This is a genomic window from Microbacterium sp. NPDC057658, assembly GCF_042799975.1.
In the GTDB taxonomy this organism is placed as follows: domain Bacteria; phylum Actinomycetota; class Actinomycetes; order Actinomycetales; family Microbacteriaceae; genus Microbacterium.
On the sequence record NZ_JBHVHT010000001.1, the window covers coordinates 103,131 to 120,463 of the forward strand.

Consider the following 17,333-nt stretch of genomic DNA (forward strand, 5'->3'; position numbering starts at 1 on the left):
GCCATGACTCCGCCCACCACGACCGCGCCGCCTCCGGCCGCCGCCGCCACCCCGACAGGACCATCGACGCCGATGAGCTCGCCCCCCGCCCCGCGCCGCCGCACGGCGCTGCAGCAGTGGCGGAACCGGATCCCCGGCATCCTCATGGGCGGCCCGGCCGTCGCGGTCTTCCTCGCGATGTTCGTCATCCCGATGATCCTCGCGGCGGTGCTCAGCTTCACCGACTGGAACGGGTACAGCCTCAACTTCAACTTCATCGGCTGGGACAACTACATCAAGGCGTTCCGCAGCCCGCGCTCGACGCAGGCCGCGATCTTCACGGGCATCATCGCGGTGGTGGGCACGATCCTCTGCAACGCCATCGGCCTCGCGATCGCCGCCCTCATCTCCGGGCCCGGCCGCTCGAACACGATCCTGCGCACGATCTTCTTCTACCCGTACGTGATCAGCGCCCTCATCATCGGCTTCCTCTGGTCGGCGATGCTCTCCCCCACCGGCGCCGTCAACGGTCTGCTCAGCACGCTCGGCCTCCCGGCGATGCCGTTCCTCACGGACCCGACCTTCGCCAAGGCGAGCGTGATCTTCACGATCGTGTGGTCGCACTTCGGCTTCAACATGATCCTGTTCCTCGCCGGCATCAAGTCCGTCCCCGCGGAGTACTACGAGGCGGCGACCGTGGACGGCGCCTCGCGGTGGCAGCAGTTCCGGTCCATCACGCTGCCTCTCATCGCGCCGGTCTTCACCGTGAACCTCGTGCTCACCCTCGTCGGGCTCCTCAAGGCGTACGACGTGGTGCTGTCGCTCACCGACGGCGGGCCTGCCGGATCGACGCAGACCATCGTGTACCAGATCCTCAAGGACTCCTTCGCGAACTCGGCCCTCGGCTTCGGCGCCGCGCAGTCCATGATCCTCCTCATCGTCACCGCGGTCGTCGGCCTCGCCGTCACGCTGGTGCGACGCCGCGCCGAGCAGAAGGCGACCGACTGATGAAGCAGACCCGCAACCGCCCGGCCCTCGCCGTCAGCACGATCCGGTGGATCGTCCTCGGCGTCGTCGCGATCACGATGCTGATCCCGATGTACACGATGCTGATCAACGCGTTCAAACCGCAGGCCGACATCATCGAGAACCCGCTGCTGATCACGCCGCAGATGTTCACGTTCGACTACCTGTGGGCCGCGATCACGAGCAGCAAGTTCAACGTGATCGCCGCGTACGGCATCACGCTGCTGTTCGTCGTGCTCGTGAACCTGTGCTGCATCGCCCTCGCCGCGCCCGTCGCCTACGTCATCGCCCGCGGGCGGTCGAAGTGGCATCTGGGACTGCTGCTCCTCTTCGTCTCCGGGCTCTTCATCCCCGGTCAGGTGACGCTGATCCCCGTCGTCTTCGTGCTGCGGGTGCTCGGGCTCATCAACACGATCCCCGGGTTCATCCTCTTCGAGACGGCGGCGACCCTGCCGGTGACGATCTTCCTGTTCACGGCCTACCTCCGCAGCGTGCCGCGTGACATCGACGAGGCGGCGTCACTGGACGGCGCCGGGCCCATCCGCGCGTTCTGGGCGTGCATCTTCCCGATCATGAAGCCCGTCGTCGCGACGGTCGTGGTGCTCAACTCGATCGGCGTGTGGAACGACTTCGTGAGTCCGCAGATCATCCTCGGGCCGAGCTCGGGGATCTACACGGTCACCACCGGCGTCTACGCGGCGGTCGGACAGTTCTCGACCGACTACACGCAAGTGTTCCCGACCCTCCTGCTGGCCGTGCTGCCCGCGATGGTGTTCTTCATCGTGATGCAGCGCCACATCATCGGCGGCCTGGTCGCCGGAGCGACGAAGGGATGACCGTGCCGGAGACCCCGCTCACCCGTCCGCTGCGTGCGATCCCGGCCTGGGCCGTGCTGCAGCGCCGGCTCTTCGCCGAGGTCGAGGAGGCCCGCCGCCTCTTCCGCGACCGCTACACGCTGCCGGACGGCCGCCTCCGCGGCGTCGCGGAGTTCATCGACCGCGACGGCGTGGACGACCTGTACGAGCCCTTCTTCAACTGGCCCGCGTTCTACCTGCTCGGTGGCTCCGACGAGGTGCTCGCCGACGCCAAGCGGCACTGGGAGGGCGTGACCGTGCAGCTCGCCGAGGCGGGCATGCTCACCGAGGAGTACGACAACGGCTACGACTGGTTCCATCAGGGCGAGTCGCTGCTGTTCCTCGCCGGCATCTGCGCCGCCGACCCGGCCGACCCCGCGTTCGCCGCGCGCGCCGCCCGGTTCGCGACCCTCTTCACCGACCCCGCACAGGGCAACTACGACGCCGAGCGCAACATGATCCGTTCTCCGCACAACGGCGCTCTGGGTGCCCGCGAGGGTCTCGACGAGAAGATCGTGCCGTACACCGCCGACCGGGACGAGATGCGCCCCTACGGTCTGCCGCTGCACGGCCTGGACGGCATCGCCTCCTGGGACGACCTCGCCGACCCCGCCCACGCCCAGCGGATGGCGGAGGAGATGCAGCGCCGCGCGGCCGGCGACATCGCCGTGAACCTCGCCGCGACCTCCCTCGCCGCGAACCGCTGGCTCTACGACGGTGACGAGGAGGCGGCCGCGTGGATCCGCCGGTACGTCGACGGCTGGCGTGCGCGCGCGGGCGGCGGGCTGCTCCCCGACAACGTCGGTCCTGACGGCACCGTCGGCTCCCTCCACGACGGCCGCTGGTGGGGCGGCCACTACGGCTGGGCCTGGCCGCACGGACTGCACTCCGTCGGCATGAGCGCCCTGATCGGTGCCCTCAACCACGCGCTCGTCACGGGCGACGACGGCGCCCTCGACCTCGTGCGCACCATGCTCGACACCGTGCTCGCCGAGGCGCGCACGGGCAGCGTCGCGGAGTCCACGTACAGCCTGCGCGGCGGGTGGATGGCCCGGCTCGGCGCGGCCGCCACCGAGCCCGCTCTGCTGGTCCCCTACCGCCACGGCGCGGACGGCTGGTTCGACTACGGTCCGCTGCAGCTCGACCTCCCCCTGTGGCTGTGGTGGTGGTCGCGGCGGCCGTCCGACCGGGAGCGGCTGGAGACGGCGATCGCCGGCCTCCCCTCCTCCGCCGACCTCGTCGCGCCGTTCCGCGACAAGGAGGAGGCGGGTCACGAGGCCGGCTGGTTCGCGTATCTCTCGGGCGACCTGCCCGATTATCCGGTGCGGGCGCTGGAGATGGCGCTCGGCCAGGTGGCACGTCGTGCCGCGATGATGCTCGCCGACGACCGCGACCCCGACGCCGCGCACCTGCACTTCTGGCAGCGCGTGAACCCGGTGGTGACGGAGGTGCTGACCCAGCTCGTCGGCGGGGCGCCGCAGGTGCTCTACAACGGCGGGCTCGGTTTCACGGCGCTCCGCTACGAGGACGTCGACCGCGCGCGGCCCGGACTCCCGGAGGACGTCGCCGCGCTCGTGCACCGTCTCGACGACGACGACATCGGCGTGCATCTCGTGAACACCTCCGCCGTGCACACCCGCACCGTGCGGCTGCGCGGGGGGCGCTTCGGCCTGGACCGGATCGTGCGGGTCACGGCGACCGGCGAGGAGCCCGGCTTCTGGCCCGGCGCCTCGGGCACGTACACCGCCCCGGACGCCCCGACCGTCACCACGACCTTCGACGTGGACGACGACCTCGTGGTGACCCTGCCCCCGGCGCACACCGCCGACCTCGACCTGACCATCGCGCGCGCGACCGGCTCGCCGCGCCACCTGTTCCCTGAAGGAGACGCATGAGCGCCGATCTGATCCGACCCGACTTCGCCCTGCCCGTGCGGGGTGGGGCCTACCAGCGGCCCTCGCGCGAGGTGGTCGACTCCTTCGACGCGATCTCCTCCGCCACCGCGTGCGCCAAGCTGCACGGGCTCGGGATCCGCCGCAGCTACATCGACGGGCCGGAGCCGCTGAGCCTCGGCCAGCGCGTCGTCGGCTCGGCGCTGACCCTGCAGTTCATGCCGCAGCGCGAGGACATGGCCTCGGGCGACGGCCAGGAGTACGCCGAGCGGCACACCGCCCTGTGGCACGTGCTCGAAGCCGTGCAGCCCGGCGACGTGCTGGTGATCCAGGCCTACGGCAGCCGGTTCTCCGGGTGCATCGGCGACATCCTGGCGCGCTACTTCGCACGCAAGGGGGGCGCGGGGATCGTCGTGGACGGCCGCATCCGCGACGCCGGCCGCATCCGCGAGCTCGGGATCCCGGTGTGGTCGACGGGCACGACCCCGCACTACGCCTCGCAGTCGGAGCTCGTGCCGTGGGCCTACGACGTGCCGGTCGCGGTGGGCGGCGCGCTGTGCATGCCCGGCGACCTCGTGGTCGCGGACGACGACGGCCCTGTCGTGGTGCCGCAGGCCATGGCGCCGCGGGTCGTGGACGACGCGCGCGATCATGAGGAGTGGGAGGTGTTCAGCCGCCGCCGTCTCGACGAGGGCGCGCGCCTGAGCGACTACTACCCGTTGACCCCCGACAGCCGCGAGGAGTACGAGGCATGGCGTTCCGTCCAGAGCTCCGTCCGCTGAATCCCGAGGTCGCCGCGCGCGACGACGTCGGGCTCGGGTGCGCACCGATCGGCAACCTCTTCGCCCCTGTGCCCGACGGCGACGCGGTGGCGACCGTGCAGGCGGCGCTCGCCCGCGACGTCCGTTTCTTCGACACCGCACCGCTGTACGGCTCGGGCGAGAGCGAGCGGAAGCTCGGCCTCGCCCTGCGCGGCGTGCCGCGGGACGACTACGTGATCGCGACGAAGGTCGGCCGGGTGCTGGTCGATGCGGACGGCCGCCCCGTCGCGGGCGCCGCGAGCGGACACGACTCCGTCGTCGACCTCAGCAGGGACGGCGTGCGGAGGAGCCTCGACGGCAGCCTCGCCCGGATGGGTGTCGATCGCGTGGACGTGCTGCACCTGCACGACCCCCTGGACGTGGAGGCGGCGTTCGCGACGGCGCTTCCGGCCCTCGTCGAACTGCGCGACGAAGGGGTCGTGCGCGCGATCAGCGTGGGCCTGGGACGGCTCGACCCTCTGGAGCGCTACGTCGCCGAGGCGCCGCTCGACGTGGTGATGGAGGCCGGTCGGCTCACGCTGCTCGACCGCACCGCCCTGGACCGGTTGCTGCCGACCGCGGCGGCCCGCGGCATCGGGGTGCTCGCGGCCGCGGTGTTCAACTCCGGCATCCTCGTCGACCCGGTCGGCTCCCCCTTCTTCGAGTACAAGCCGGCACCCCCGGAGCTCCGGGAGCGGGCACAGCGCCTGCAGGCCGTGTGCGCCGCGTACGGCGTGCGCCTCGCGGATGCCGCGGTGCAGTTCCCGCTGCGGCAGGGTGCGGATGCGGTGGTCGTCGGGGCGCGCACCCCCGCCGAGGTGGACGCGTTCGTGGACGGCCTCGACGCCGTGCTGCCCGCCGCGCTGTGGGACGCCCTCGACGCGGAGGCTGCATGACCGCGCGGCCCGGGAGCTGACGTGCGGATCGTCGACGCCCATGTGCACGTCTGGGATGCGGACGCCGTGCCGATCCCGTGGTTCCGCGACGACCTCGGGCTCCCCCGGCAGGCCGCGGCCGCTCGTCTCGGACGGGAGCTGACCGTAGCCGGCGTCTCCTCCGCCATCGCCGTGCAGGCGGCGGACTCGGTGGCGGAGGCGGAGTGGCTGACCGCGACCGCCGCCCGCGACCCGTTCCTGCGGCGCGTGGTGCTGCAGTACACCCCCGCGCCGGGACGAGCCGCCGGCGCCACCGCAGTCGCGTTCTCTCCCGCCGTGGTCGGCGTGCGCGCCGCGGTGCCGCAGTTCGCCGCGGATCTCTCGGATGTGGACGGCCTCGACGCCCTTGCCGACCACCTGGGCGCGACCGCCCGCACCCTCGAACTCCTCATCCGTCCGGACCAGCTGCCCGCCGCGGCCACCCTCTCCCGACGGCACCCCGACACCGCGATCGTCGTCTGCCACCTCGGCCTCGGCGCCCGGACGGCCGATGAGGCATGGCTCTCCGCCCTCGCCGAGGCCGCGTCGGCTCCGGGGGTGTCGGCGAAGGTCTCCGGGCTCGACTTCGCGGCGCGCGGGGCGGAGGAGTCGCGAGAGCTGCTGCGCTCCGCGTTCGCCCTCTTCGGCGCGGAACGGCTGATGTACGGCAGTGACTGGCCGATGTCCACGCGGACCACGACCTACGCGGAGGTGCTCGCCGCGACCCGGCAGGCTCTCCCTCCCCTCTCCCCGGCCGAGGCTCGAGCATTCTGGTCCGGCACCGCCGACCGCCTCTCGCCCTTCACCGCTTAGCCCATCGCAGTTTCGCACCGAGGTCGCAGGGATTCCGGGGATGGATGCGACCGCGTGCCGAATCTGCGACCTCGCGCCGGGACTCCTACCCCGGGGACACTTCCGCACCCCCGTCGCAGATCCGCCCCGCGTCGCTGGGACTCCGGGGATGGATGCGACACCGGTGCGAAACTCCGACCTCGCGCAGGGACTCCCACCCCGGGGACACTTCCTCAACCCCGTCGCAGATCCTCACCGTGCCGCAGGGACTCCGGTCAGCCGTGCGACCTCGGTGCGAAACTCCGACCTCGCGCGGGGGTCAGTCGAGGAGGGTGCCGGCGGCGTGGGCGCGGAAGAGGGCGGACGCGGCCTCTTCGTCGCCGGCCTCCAGTGTGTCGAGCAGGCCCTTGTGCCAGTCCGCGACCTCGTGCCAGTCCCCCGTGAAGGTGGGGTCGCCGAGCACGTGCATGACGCGCAGGCTCGGCTCCAGGAGGTCCCACATGCGCGGGAGGTACACGTTGCCGCTGGCCTCGATCACCGCACGGTGGAAGGTGAAGTCGAGCTCGCGGAACCGGGCGAGGTCTTCCGCCTCAGCCGCCTCATGCATCTGCGCGATGAGGCCGACGAGCTCGGCGCGGCGAGCAGGGTCGAGCGCCCCGCAGGCCAGCCGTCCCGCCAGCCCCTCCAGCTCGACGCGGGCGACCTTGGCCTGCGCCGCCTCCTCCGCGGAGTAGCTCGCGACGAAGTTGCCCTGATGCCGCACATGCGACACGAGACCCTCGTGGGCGAGCCGCTTGAGGGCGTCGCGCACGGGCGCCTGGCTCACCTGCATCTGCCGGGCGAGCTGCGACTCCACGAGCTGCTCGCCGGGAGCCAGCGTCGAGTCCTTGATCATCGCCTTGATGAGCGCGTAGATCTGATCCGACAGCAGTCCGCGCTGCAGTCCGGCCGTGCCGAGAGCATCCGTCATGACCATCAGTCTACGTCCATTATCGACTATCGCTAATGAACGCGGCCGTGCGCCAGGCATCCGCGATGAGGGCGGATCCGCGGGGCGTCGGGTGCACCCCGTCCGGCGCGAGCTCGACGACCGGATACTGCTCCGCCGCCGCCGTGAACACCTCGTGCAGGGGGACGAACGCCGCCCCGTGCTCCGCGGCGAGAGCCCGCACCGCCGCCCGCTTCCCGTCCAGGTCGTCGAGCCACGTGCGCTGCTCCTCCGTCACCGGGAGGAAGTACGGCTCCATCAGGATCAGCCGCGGGGCGTGCGCGGCCACCGCGCGGCCGAGGAGGTCGCCGAGCGTGGCGGCGAACTCCTCGGCCGAGGTCGGGTCGTCGCTGTCGAACCGCCGCCACATGTCGTTCACGCCGACGTACACGGTCAGCAGCTCCGGCGCCGTGGGCAGCAGCTCCGCGTCCCACCGCGCGGCCAGGTCGCGGGCGCGGTCCCCCGCGATCCCGAGGTTGCGGACCGTGGCCCCCGCGGCCTGCAGCTCGGGGGCGAGGAGCGACACGTAGCCGTCCCCGAAGGACTCCGGGTCGGAGCGATCGCGCCCCGCGTCGGTGATCGAGTCTCCGATGAAGGTCACCCGCATCGTGGCACGTCCTGTTCGTCGTTCTTGAGCTTCGGTCGCACCGAGATCGGGAGCTCGACGCTCGCGCCAGCGTACGTCACGGTGAGCGTGTGGTGCGGGCGCACCTTGCTGCTGTCGAAACCGCTGACCATGTCCGCCGTCACCTGCTGGGTGGTACGGGATCCGTCGCTCCAGTCCACGCCCAGCAGCATGCCGGTCACGTCGAGCTCCTCGCCGCGCACGTAGCGGGTCTTCGGGTCGGCTTCGGGCGCCCAGCAGATGCCGGTCACCGTCGCGGGAGGGGGTGTCGGCCGCACGGCCAGGGTGTTCGTCTTGCCGTAGTGGTAGACGTTGAAGAAGCCGTCCGCACCGATGCGGAGGTTCTCCCGGGCGTCGACCATGTTCCACACCGTCACGTCGTCCACCCGGAGCACGATGCGGGTGCCGCCGTCCTCGGCGACGGCCCCGAACTCGATGCGGTGCGTGGAGCCCGGCTCGATGACGGTGTTGGGGATGCTGTCGAGCATGGTCTGGCCCGGGGTCCAGCTCTGGAACTCGATCACGTCCTCCTTGATCACCGCGAGGTACCCGGTGTTGGAGTTCTGCCAGGCCGGGAGGCCGGTCTGGTCGGAGCGCGCCTGGAAGCCGTACCAGCCGCCGTCGAAGGCGCCGAACTCCGCCTCGAACTGCAGCAGGGTGTCGCCGAAGCGCTCGGCCTCGTAGCCGTGCACGCCCTGACCGCTGATCACGACACCCGTGTCGTCCACCGCGATGAGGTCGGACTCACTCCAGTTCGCCCCGTCCTTCAGCTGACCGTCCAGGCGGGTGGTCGGGTACTCGGCGTCGTCCACGGTCACGGTGACCGTGTCGCTGAGGCTCGGATCGGCGACCGAGGTCGCGGTGATCGTCGCCGTGCCCGCCGTCACTCCCGCGATCCGTCCCCCGGAGACCGTGGCGACCTCCGGAGCGTCGGTCGTCCAGGTGACCCGGGCGTCGCTGGCGTCCTCCGGGGCGACCGTGGCCGCGACGGACCGCCGCTCCCCCACGGTCAGTCCCACGGCATCGGCGTCCAGGCTCACGCCCGTGACCGGCACGCCCGAGAGCGAGAACCCGATGTCGTCGAAGTCGAGCGAGGCGTAGTTCTCCACGTAGAACCCGACCCGACCGGCCTTGCCGGGGCCGGGGTCGGCGCCTTCCAGCGCGATCGCCCCGTTGACGGAGATCCGGGTCTGCCCGTCCTGCACCGCGATACGGACGTGCGAGGTCTCGCCGGGGGTCAGGCCCTGCGCCGCCGGCACGACCTTCTCGGCGACGACCTTCCAGGCGTCGTCGAAGATCGTCCAGGTCGGCCCGGCCGCGGCCTGGCGGAAGCGGATGTAGCCGCCGCCCTTGCCGTTGCGGTCGTAGACGATGAGTCCCGCGTTGGCGGGGGTCGTGGCCGGCGCCGTGACGTCGAAGTCGAGCACGAACTCCGTGAAGTCCCGCGGCAGGATGCTGTTGGCGCCCTTGAGGATGCGGTACACCTTGTCGCCCGACGCATCCACCTGGATGGAGCGGTTCGGGTCGGTCGGCCAGCCGTTCGCCCCCGACTCGAAGTCGGTGAAGTGCAGCACGCCGTCGCCCTCCTCGACGATCACCTCGATGGTCGCGGTCTTGGTGGCATCGGCTTTCGCCGTCGCCGTCACCGTGGTCGTACCGGGGCCCATGCCGAGCACCACGCCCTTGTCGTTGACGGAGGCGACGGCGGGGTCGGCCGAGGCGTAGGTCACCGCGGCGTCGTCGGCGTTCCAGGGCAGCGGCACGGCGCGCACGCGCACCTCGTCGCCCGCGTCGATCGTGAGCGTGTCGCTGTCGAACGCGATGTCCTCGAGCGGGATGGTCTGCGGCTGCTGCGTCTGCCCGATCGCGCCGTCGACGCCGATCTCGCCGAAGGCGATGGCCTCGAAGCCCGGGATCTGGTCGAACACCGCGGCGTCCGCCTTCAGCGTGTAGTCGCCGTTCGCGGCGTCCACGAAGCCGGGGTCGGCGTCGGCCACCCAGTTGTCCTCGTAGTTCAGGAGGTTCTTCCCGTCCTTCGCGCCGTGCTCGTTGACGCCGGCCATCCGGGCCCGGTTCGGGTTCCACACGACGTTCTCCGCGAACGTGCTGTGGTTCGGGAAGTAGTGGTCGTCCTCGAAGAAGTGCGCGAGCTCGGGGTACTTCGTCAGATACGGCGTGCCGACGAAGTCGTTGTTGTCGGCGAACGCCTTCTCCCAGGCCGGCATGTAGTCGCGGTCGACAACGTTGCCCTCCTGGTTGCCCATCCACTGCTCATAGTTGTCGTACGGGGCGTAGGCGTCGACGAAGACGTTGTTGCGCGCCTCGATGTAGTCGGCCGAGCCGCTCTTGATCGCACCGTTGCCCATGTTCACGAACACGTTCTTCTCGATCGTGAGGTCCCACGTGAAGTTGTCGGCGTAGATGCCCTCGACGCCCGCCATGCCGACGCCGATGTCGTGGAAGTAGTTCTCCCGGAACACGTGACCGCGCTGCTGCGGGGTCTTGCCGGAGTTCATGTAGATCGCACCGAGGTCGTGGAACTGCTTGCAGACGTCGTACACCTCGTTGCGTTCGAACAGGTGGTCGTTGCCGTGCACGATGATCCCGGGATGTGGGGCGTCGTGGATCTCGTTGTCCCTGGCGATGTTGCCGACGCCGTCGAACATCACGCCGGGGTTGTAGGCCTTGTGGTAGTACGCGAAGTCGGCGATCTCGGAGTTCTCGACCCGGTTGCGGCCGGGCTCGAGCGTCGTCTTGTCACCGCCCTGGAGCACCACGCCGACGCCGCCGACGTGCGTGAGCCGGCTGTCGGTGACGGCGTGGTCGCGGCCGCCGCGGTTCACCGGGATGCCGTCGTACGTGTAGCGCCCTGGCGAGTTGATGAGCACGCCGCCGTCGGTGAAGTTGCGGATGTCGCTGTGCGAGATCGTCACGTGCGAGCCGCCGAGGATGACCGCGGCCGTCGCGCGTCCGTACTCCATCACGAGGTCGTCGAAGTTCACGTAAGAGGCCCCGTCGGCGCGCAGCATCGGCTCGTCGAGCGTCGTGACCGTCACGGCGCCGCGGCCGGACGTGAAGGCCGCGTTCGGGATGAGGTACAGCTTCCCGGCGTCGCGGTCGATGTAGTACTCGCCGGGGGCGTCGAGCTCCTCCAGCAGGTTCTGCGCGAAGTGGAAGTCGGGGAACCAGCTCTTCATGATCCCGGACATCTCGCCGTAGCGGAGGGTGATGGTCTTCGCCTCGGTGTCGATGCTCTCGATCTTGTTGTACGACCACTCCCAGCTGTAGCCGAAGATGCCGTCCAGCCACACGTCCTCGGCCTGGGTCCAGTGCTTCGGACGGTCGTAGCCGTAGCTGAACGTGCCGCCGCGCTCCTGCAGGTCGGCGTCGTTGCGGTCCGGCCCGGCGTCGATGATGTCACCCATCTGCACGGTCGGGGTGGCCGCGTCGGCGTTGGGCCAGCGCGCGAGGGTCATGCCCTGGCCGTCGATGAACAGCTCCATGGGCGGGGTGGTGCTGACGTCGTTGGCCTTCCAGTAGCCGTGGCGGCTGAGCTGGCCGTAGTCGGTGATGCCGAGGTCGGCGAGGTCGATCCCGACGACACGGTCGCGGGCAGCTGGGTCGATGATGCGGTCGGTCACCGCCGCGTCGTCGACCGCGGCGAACTGGTCGCGCGGCAGCTCGCGACCGCCGGTGAGGGTGGCGGTCTCCCCCGGGTACGAGCGGTAGGTGATGGGGGCGTCGGCAGTGCCCGAGTCCTGCGCGCCGATCTCGAACGACGCCGAGCGGGGGTACGTGCCCTCCCGGAGGTACACCGTGAGGCCGTCGTCCGGGAGCGCGGAATCCGCCTTCAGCGCGCGGATCCGGTCGCGGGCGCCTTCCAGCGTCGCGAGGGGGTCGTCGATCGTGCCCGAGGCCGCGTCGTCACCTCCCGGCGCGAGGTAGAGGGCGTCGTCGTCCGCGGCCGCAGCCGCCGACGGGACCGCCGCAGCGAGGGCGGATCCGAACACCGCCGCCAGGGTCAGGCTTGCCAGTACACGCTTCATCGCGTCTCCGAACTGTCGCTTCCCGCACGGCCGATGCGCGCGGCGCCGCGGGAGCGGCTGATCCGACCGTAGCCAATCGATAATCGACTAGCAAGGATCGATACTGATCGCTTTGGTTCTTCGAGGCGCCAGGGCGTCGCGGCTGATCGGGCTCGGCGCTGGTCGACGCCGTCTTCGGCATCCCGATCCCGATGGCCCTCGCGTACCGAGGCTCGCATCCGAGAAACCAGTTAACAAAACAACCACTTTCCACCACTTTCTGACTATTGCGCTCTCCAGTTGACGTCGCTGTAATCTGCCGGAAATACTGAGGAAGCCCGAGACCGCACCACGAGAGTGCGGACACATCACCCCAGGCCAAGGATGACCTAGATGACAGAACAGACCATTTCCTCACAGATAGGAACAGGTCGCCGGCCCCGTCGCCTCTCGGACGGGATGTTCGCGCTCCTCCTCACGGCTCCCGGCCTCGCGCTCCTCGCCGCCGTCGTCGTGTACCCGCTGATCACGGCCCTCATCACCGCGTTCTACAAGCAGAGCCTCGTCGAGCCCGGCCGCGAGTTCGTCGGCTTCCAGAACATCGTCGACGTGCTGACGGGCGAGTTCTTCCCGCTCCTCACGCAGACGCTCGTCTTCACCCTCGGCACGACCATCGCGCCGTTCGTGATCGGCTTCGGTCTCGCCCTCGCCCTGAACACGCGCATCCGCGGCGCCAAGGTACTCCGCGGCCTCATGCTCATCCCGTGGCTGATCCCCGGCGTGGTCGTGTCGTTCCTCTGGATGTGGATCTTCAACGCCAACTACGGCGTGCTCAACGCGGCCCTGGAGACCGTGGGCCTCATCGACTCCCCGCAGGCGTGGCTCGCGAACCCCACCACCGCCATGATCGCCGTGATCGTCGCGAAGACGTGGCAGTCGTTCCCCTGGATGATGGTCATGCTCCTCGCGGGCCTGCAGACCGTGCCGATCGAGCTGCACGAGGCCGCCGAGATCGACGGCGCCGGCACCATCCGCCGCTTCTTCTCCATCACGGTCCCGCAGATGAGCGGCATCATCGGCCTCGTGATCCTGCTGGAGTTCATCTGGAACTTCCAGCACTTCGACATCATCTACGTCCTCACCGGCGGCGGTCCCGCCGGCTCCACCCAGACGTTCGCGACCGCGGTGTACGAGACCGCGTTCGACGGCTTCGACCTCGGCCACGCCGGGGCGCTCGGCCTGCTCTGGATGATCCTGCTGATGGCGCTCGTCGTCGTCTACGTCCGCCTGTCCGAGAAGGGAGAGAAGCGATGACCGCCGTGCTGACCGAAGAGACGGTGGCCGCCGTCTCCGCCCCACCCGCCGCGCCCCGCCGTCGGCGCCACCGCGCCGACCGCCGCGCCTCCACCGTGAGCGCCTGGATCGCCGTCGTCGTCTTCGGCGGGTTCGCCCTGTTGCCCGTGTACTGGCTGCTCGCGACGTCGCTCACCCCGCGCACCGAGGTGTTCAGCTACCCGCCGAAGCTGTTCCCCACCGAGATCACGTTCGAGGCCTACGCCGCGCTCGCGAACAACCCGGCCCTGTTCGGCTACCTCCGCAACAGCATCGTGGTCTCCGTCATCACCGCGATCCTCTCGGTGCTGGTGTCGGCGTACATGGGCTACGCGTTCTCGAAGTTCCGCTACCGCGGCCGCCGCAGCCTCATGTACTTCGTGCTGGCGTCGCAGATGTTCCCGCAGGCGCTGCTGCTCATCACCCTGTACGCGGTGTTCTCGGCCTACGGCCTGCTCAACACCTACACGGCGCTCGTGCTGTCGTTCACGACGTTCACGCTGCCGCTGTGCGTGTGGATGCTGAAGGGCTTCTTCGACACGATCCCGGACGAGCTCATCGAGGCCGCCCGCGTCGACGGCGCCTCCCGCCTGCGGATCATCCACTCGATTGTGCTGCCGCTGGCCGCTCCCGGCCTCATCGCCGCGGGACTGTTCGCGTTCGTCCGGGGCTGGAACGACTTCATCTTCGCCCTCACCCTCGCCGGTCCCGACAAGCAGACCCTGCCGCCCGGCCTCGTCAACACGTTCATCGGCGAGGCGTCCACCGCCTGGCCGGAGCTCATGGCGGCTTCGCTCGTGGTCTCGCTCCCCGTGGCCATCGCGTTCATCGCCCTGCAGCGCTTCCTCGTCGGCGGACTCACCGCCGGCGCGGTCAAGGGCTGACCCGCACCACCCCCTCATCCGCAGTCCCTCGAAGAAGAGAGAGCACCCTCATGTCCGAGAACACCACCGTCTCCCGTCGCCAGCTGCTGCAGTTCGCCGGGCTCGGCGCCGCCGGCCTCCTCCTCGCCGGTTGCATGCCGAGCGGCGGCGGCAGCGGCAGTCCGTCGTCCTCCCCCGGCGCCGGGCTCGGCGCGGGCGACTTCACCGCCGCCGACTTTTCCTTCTCCAGCTGGTCGCTCACCGAGGAGGCCGCCGCCCCGGCCACCCGCACGCTGCTCGACGGCTACAAGAAGACCAACGACGTCGGCATCACCGAGGTCTCCTTCCCCTACAACGAGTACTTCAAGCAGCTCATGCTGCAGGTGCGCGGCGGGCAGTTCACCGGCGCCGCGCACGTCGACGTCGCCTGGCTCGCCTCGCTGGCCGCGCTCGGCAAGCTGGAGGACGTCTCGGCGCTCACGAAGGGACGCGGCTACACGGCCTCGAGCCTGGAGGCCACGCAGCTCGACGGGAAGCAGTACGCGTTCCCGTGGACCATCGGCGCGATCGGCCTCATCACCAACTCCGAGCTCCTGAAGAAGGCGGGGATCTCCACGTTCCCGACCACCGTCGACGACTTCGAGGCGGCGCTGAAGAAGCTCAAGGCCCTCGGCGGAGGCCTCATCCCCTACGCTGCCTCGACCAAAGCCGCCCAGCTCAAGGACGTCCTCATCTGGATGCAGACGTTCGGCAGCGACCTCGTCAAGGACGGGAAGGTCACGATCGGCGACGACGCGAGCATCGAGGCGGTGACCTGGTACAAGTCGCTGTACGACCAGGGGCTCATCGCCGCCGACGTCGACCGCTTCGACGCCCGCTCCCTGTTCTCCCAGGGCCGCGCCGCGATCTACGACGACGCCCCCGTGGGCCGCGCGTCCGTCACGCAGGACTCGCCGGATCCCGACCTCGCCTCCAAGCTCGTGCCCGAGTCCCGCCCGGTGCTGAAGAAGGGCGACACCCCGCGCGCTCTCGTCTGGGGCGGCGCCATCGCCATCGTCGGCGGCGGCTCCGGCGACAGCACCCGTACGGCCGCGGACTTCGGCCAGTGGGCCACGAGCGACCTGAAGGCTGTGCTCGGCGACTACGAGCTGCGCGGCCTGCCGCCCGTGACCGAGGAGGCGCAGGCCTCGAAGGAGGTGGCGTCCGACGCGTTCGGCTCGCGCTTCGCCGAGAAGATCACGGCGACCGCCACCACCAACCCGTTCTGGCAGTACCCGCAGTACGCCCAGATCGAGACGGTGATCGCCGACCGCGTGCAGGCCGTCCTCGTCGGTCAGCAGAGCGCCAAGGACGCGATGGCGCAGGCCGGCGACCAGGCGCAGAAGCTGCTGGGCTGAGGAGCATCGCCATGACCCTCCGCTCGAAGGTCGGCGCCACCGCTGCCGCCGCCCTCGCCGCACTCGTCCTCGCCGTGCCCGCTCCGGCCGCTGCCGCGACCCCCGACGTCGAGACCGTGCCCGTCACGGTCGACAGCTCCAACCAGTCCGGCTGGTGGAACCCGCTCGTCGTCGACGGTGACGAGACGTACTTCGCCTACAACGTGCCCGGCTCGGTGGCCGCGAAGCACCAGGTGAACCTCGCCGTCCGCGCCGCCGACGGCACGTGGACCTCGGGCTGCCTGCGGCTGGCGACCGGGGCCTGCGCGGAGTACCTCGACGACAACGGCCACAACCAGCCGTCGATCGCGATCGACGGCGACGGATACATCCACGCGTTCGTCTCGATGCACCACGAGCCGTGGAAGTACTTCCGCTCCACCGCGCCCTACGACGCGACCTCGCTCGTCGACGTGAGCGCCGAGATGCCCGACGCCGGGGCCGCGGTCTCCTACCCGGTCACGGCGCAGGGAGCCGACGGCGACATCTGGCTCATGGTGCGCATCGGCGCCGACCCGCAGGCTCGCCGCGACGGGGTGCTGTACCACTACGACCCCGTGGCCGGGACGTGGAGCCGCGAGACGACGATCGCCGCCGCCGTGAACCACTCCTTCTACCCGGACGACCTCGAGGTCGATGCCGGCGGCAAGGTGCACGTGCTGTGGGAGTGGGGCCCGTGGCCCGCTGATCCCTACCGCCACCTCGGCTCCTACGCGGTGTACGACCCTGCCGCGGGCGGCTTCCGCGACGTCGCCGGGCAGGCCCTGCCGACCCCGATCCGCCCGGACACCCCCGGCGCCGTCGTGTGGCGCGGTTACGAGCCCGGCGAGACCATCGGCGACGCGGTGCCCGCGGTGCAGACCGCGAAGATGGCCCTCGCCGACGGCGAGCTCGTGGGCGTGACCTATCGGTACGCGGACGAGACCGAGAACGCGTTCGACGTGCGGTGGGCGACCTGGACCGGCTCCGCCTGGACGAGCGAGACCCTCGTGGACACGGACGCCCTCGGTGGCGGCGTGCAGACCATCGCCGCGCTCGACACCACCACCGCCAGCGGCGAGACCCGCGTCTACGCCGTGGTGTCGGTGCAGGACTGCGGCATCACCCGCAGTCAGACGGTGCTGCTGACCGCCGGGGCCTCCGGATGGACCGCCGACGCCGTGGGCGATCCGGTCGTGGGCCAGCAGCGCCTCCGCGCGGCGACCCGCACGGACGGCACCGACATCGTCTACCTCAGCGCCCCCGCCGTTCCCAGCGGCGGCACGCTGCGGCACGCCGAGATCCCGCGCGACGGGCAGCCGGGGGCGACGACCCTCCCCGCCATCGTGGCCTCCCTCCGGGGCGACGCCGGCGGCGAGAACCTGGCGCTCGGCGGCACCGCGACCGCCTCGTCTCAGCTCCGCGCCGACACCGGCCCGGAGAAGGCGATCGACGGCGGCTGCACGGATGCGAGCCGGTGGATCTCGGCGGCCTCCGACACCCAGCCGACCATCACGGTCGAGTGGGACGAGGCCGCGCCGCTCGACGTCGTCCGGATCCGCAGCGGATACACGGTCGGCCCGCCGCAGACCTCCGTGCTGCGCGACTTCACCGTCCAGCTGCGCACCGCGAGCGGCTGGGTCACGGTCGGCACCATCACCGGCAACACGCAGACGACGGTCGTGGTCGATGCCCAGGGGCGGACGGCCGATGCCGTGCGCCTCGTCATCACCGACCCGTCCGACTCCGCCACCGACGTCGCCCGCGTCTACGAGATCGAAGCGATCGCCGCGCGCTGAGCGGCATCACCACCCCTCCCGAAAGGAAC

General features: G+C 70.5%; 13 protein-coding genes. 10 read left to right on the plus strand and 3 right to left on the minus strand.

The genetic code is table 11. The annotated features are described in order from the left end of the window. Positions 1-3 precede the first annotated feature (3 nt). From ACFU8V_RS00480 to ACFU8V_RS00505, 6 genes are read left to right on the plus strand one after another with little or no spacing between them, the layout of a single operon-like run. The gene (locus ACFU8V_RS00480) at positions 4-987 is read left to right on the plus strand and encodes a carbohydrate ABC transporter permease (RefSeq protein WP_231919661.1); all 984 of its coding nucleotides are present in this window, start codon (positions 4-6) and stop codon (positions 985-987) included. Further along, positions 987-1,841, plus strand: a complete 855-nt coding sequence (locus tag ACFU8V_RS00485; RefSeq protein ID WP_017204137.1) for a carbohydrate ABC transporter permease — start codon at positions 987-989, stop codon at positions 1,839-1,841. Before ACFU8V_RS00480 ends, ACFU8V_RS00485 begins: the two co-directional genes overlap by 1 nt. Next, complete coding sequence (locus ACFU8V_RS00490; RefSeq protein WP_378868167.1) at positions 1,838-3,754, plus strand: hypothetical protein; 1,917 nt, start codon at positions 1,838-1,840, stop codon at positions 3,752-3,754. Before ACFU8V_RS00485 ends, ACFU8V_RS00490 begins: the two co-directional genes overlap by 4 nt. Then, positions 3,751-4,533, plus strand: coding sequence for a dimethylmenaquinone methyltransferase (locus ACFU8V_RS00495; RefSeq protein ID WP_062637033.1), 783 nt, complete (start codon positions 3,751-3,753; stop codon positions 4,531-4,533). The genes ACFU8V_RS00490 and ACFU8V_RS00495 overlap by 4 nt, the downstream gene beginning before the upstream one ends. Next, the gene (locus tag ACFU8V_RS00500; RefSeq protein ID WP_025105398.1) at positions 4,503-5,447 is read left to right on the plus strand and encodes an aldo/keto reductase; all 945 of its coding nucleotides are present in this window, start codon (positions 4,503-4,505) and stop codon (positions 5,445-5,447) included. Before ACFU8V_RS00495 ends, ACFU8V_RS00500 begins: the two co-directional genes overlap by 31 nt. A gap of 21 nt (positions 5,448-5,468) precedes the next feature. Continuing rightward, on the plus strand, positions 5,469-6,278 hold the full coding sequence (locus ACFU8V_RS00505; protein ID WP_303709810.1) for an amidohydrolase: 810 nt from the start codon (positions 5,469-5,471) through the stop codon (positions 6,276-6,278). Positions 6,279-6,576: 298 nt separating this feature from the next. On the opposite strand, the gene ACFU8V_RS00510 is transcribed toward ACFU8V_RS00505, so the two are convergent. Genes ACFU8V_RS00510 through ACFU8V_RS00520 form a run of 3 tightly spaced genes read right to left on the minus strand, consistent with a single transcriptional unit; the run spans position 6,577 to position 11,916 of the window. Further along, a complete protein-coding gene (locus tag ACFU8V_RS00510) occupies positions 6,577-7,227 on the minus strand; it encodes a GntR family transcriptional regulator (RefSeq protein WP_060922931.1) in 651 nt (216 codons plus the stop codon). 19 nt (positions 7,228-7,246) lie between these two features. After that, the gene (locus ACFU8V_RS00515; protein WP_338566805.1) at positions 7,247-7,852 is read right to left on the minus strand and encodes an SGNH/GDSL hydrolase family protein; all 606 of its coding nucleotides are present in this window, start codon (positions 7,850-7,852) and stop codon (positions 7,247-7,249) included. Continuing rightward, a complete protein-coding gene (locus tag ACFU8V_RS00520) occupies positions 7,843-11,916 on the minus strand; it encodes an Ig-like domain-containing protein (RefSeq protein ID WP_378868173.1) in 4,074 nt (1,357 codons plus the stop codon). Before ACFU8V_RS00520 ends, ACFU8V_RS00515 begins: the two co-directional genes overlap by 10 nt. Before the next feature lie 438 nt (positions 11,917-12,354). Between ACFU8V_RS00520 and ACFU8V_RS00525 the strand changes: the two genes are divergently transcribed. Genes ACFU8V_RS00525 through ACFU8V_RS00540 form a run of 4 tightly spaced genes read left to right on the plus strand, consistent with a single transcriptional unit; the run spans position 12,355 to position 17,304 of the window. Next, positions 12,355-13,209, plus strand: a complete 855-nt coding sequence (locus ACFU8V_RS00525; RefSeq protein WP_172400085.1) for a carbohydrate ABC transporter permease — start codon at positions 12,355-12,357, stop codon at positions 13,207-13,209. Continuing rightward, positions 13,206-14,111: a carbohydrate ABC transporter permease gene (locus ACFU8V_RS00530; protein ID WP_025105392.1), complete on the plus strand. Its 906-nt coding sequence runs from the start codon at positions 13,206-13,208 to the stop codon at positions 14,109-14,111. The genes ACFU8V_RS00525 and ACFU8V_RS00530 overlap by 4 nt, the downstream gene beginning before the upstream one ends. A 50-nt stretch (positions 14,112-14,161) precedes the next feature. Beyond that, on the plus strand, positions 14,162-15,487 hold the full coding sequence (locus ACFU8V_RS00535) for an extracellular solute-binding protein (protein WP_378868178.1): 1,326 nt from the start codon (positions 14,162-14,164) through the stop codon (positions 15,485-15,487). A gap of 11 nt (positions 15,488-15,498) precedes the next feature. Then, positions 15,499-17,304 (plus strand): BNR-4 repeat-containing protein, encoded by a 1,806-nt coding sequence (locus ACFU8V_RS00540; protein ID WP_303709807.1) that lies wholly within the window; start codon positions 15,499-15,501, stop codon positions 17,302-17,304. The last annotated feature ends 29 nt before the right edge of the window (positions 17,305-17,333 follow it).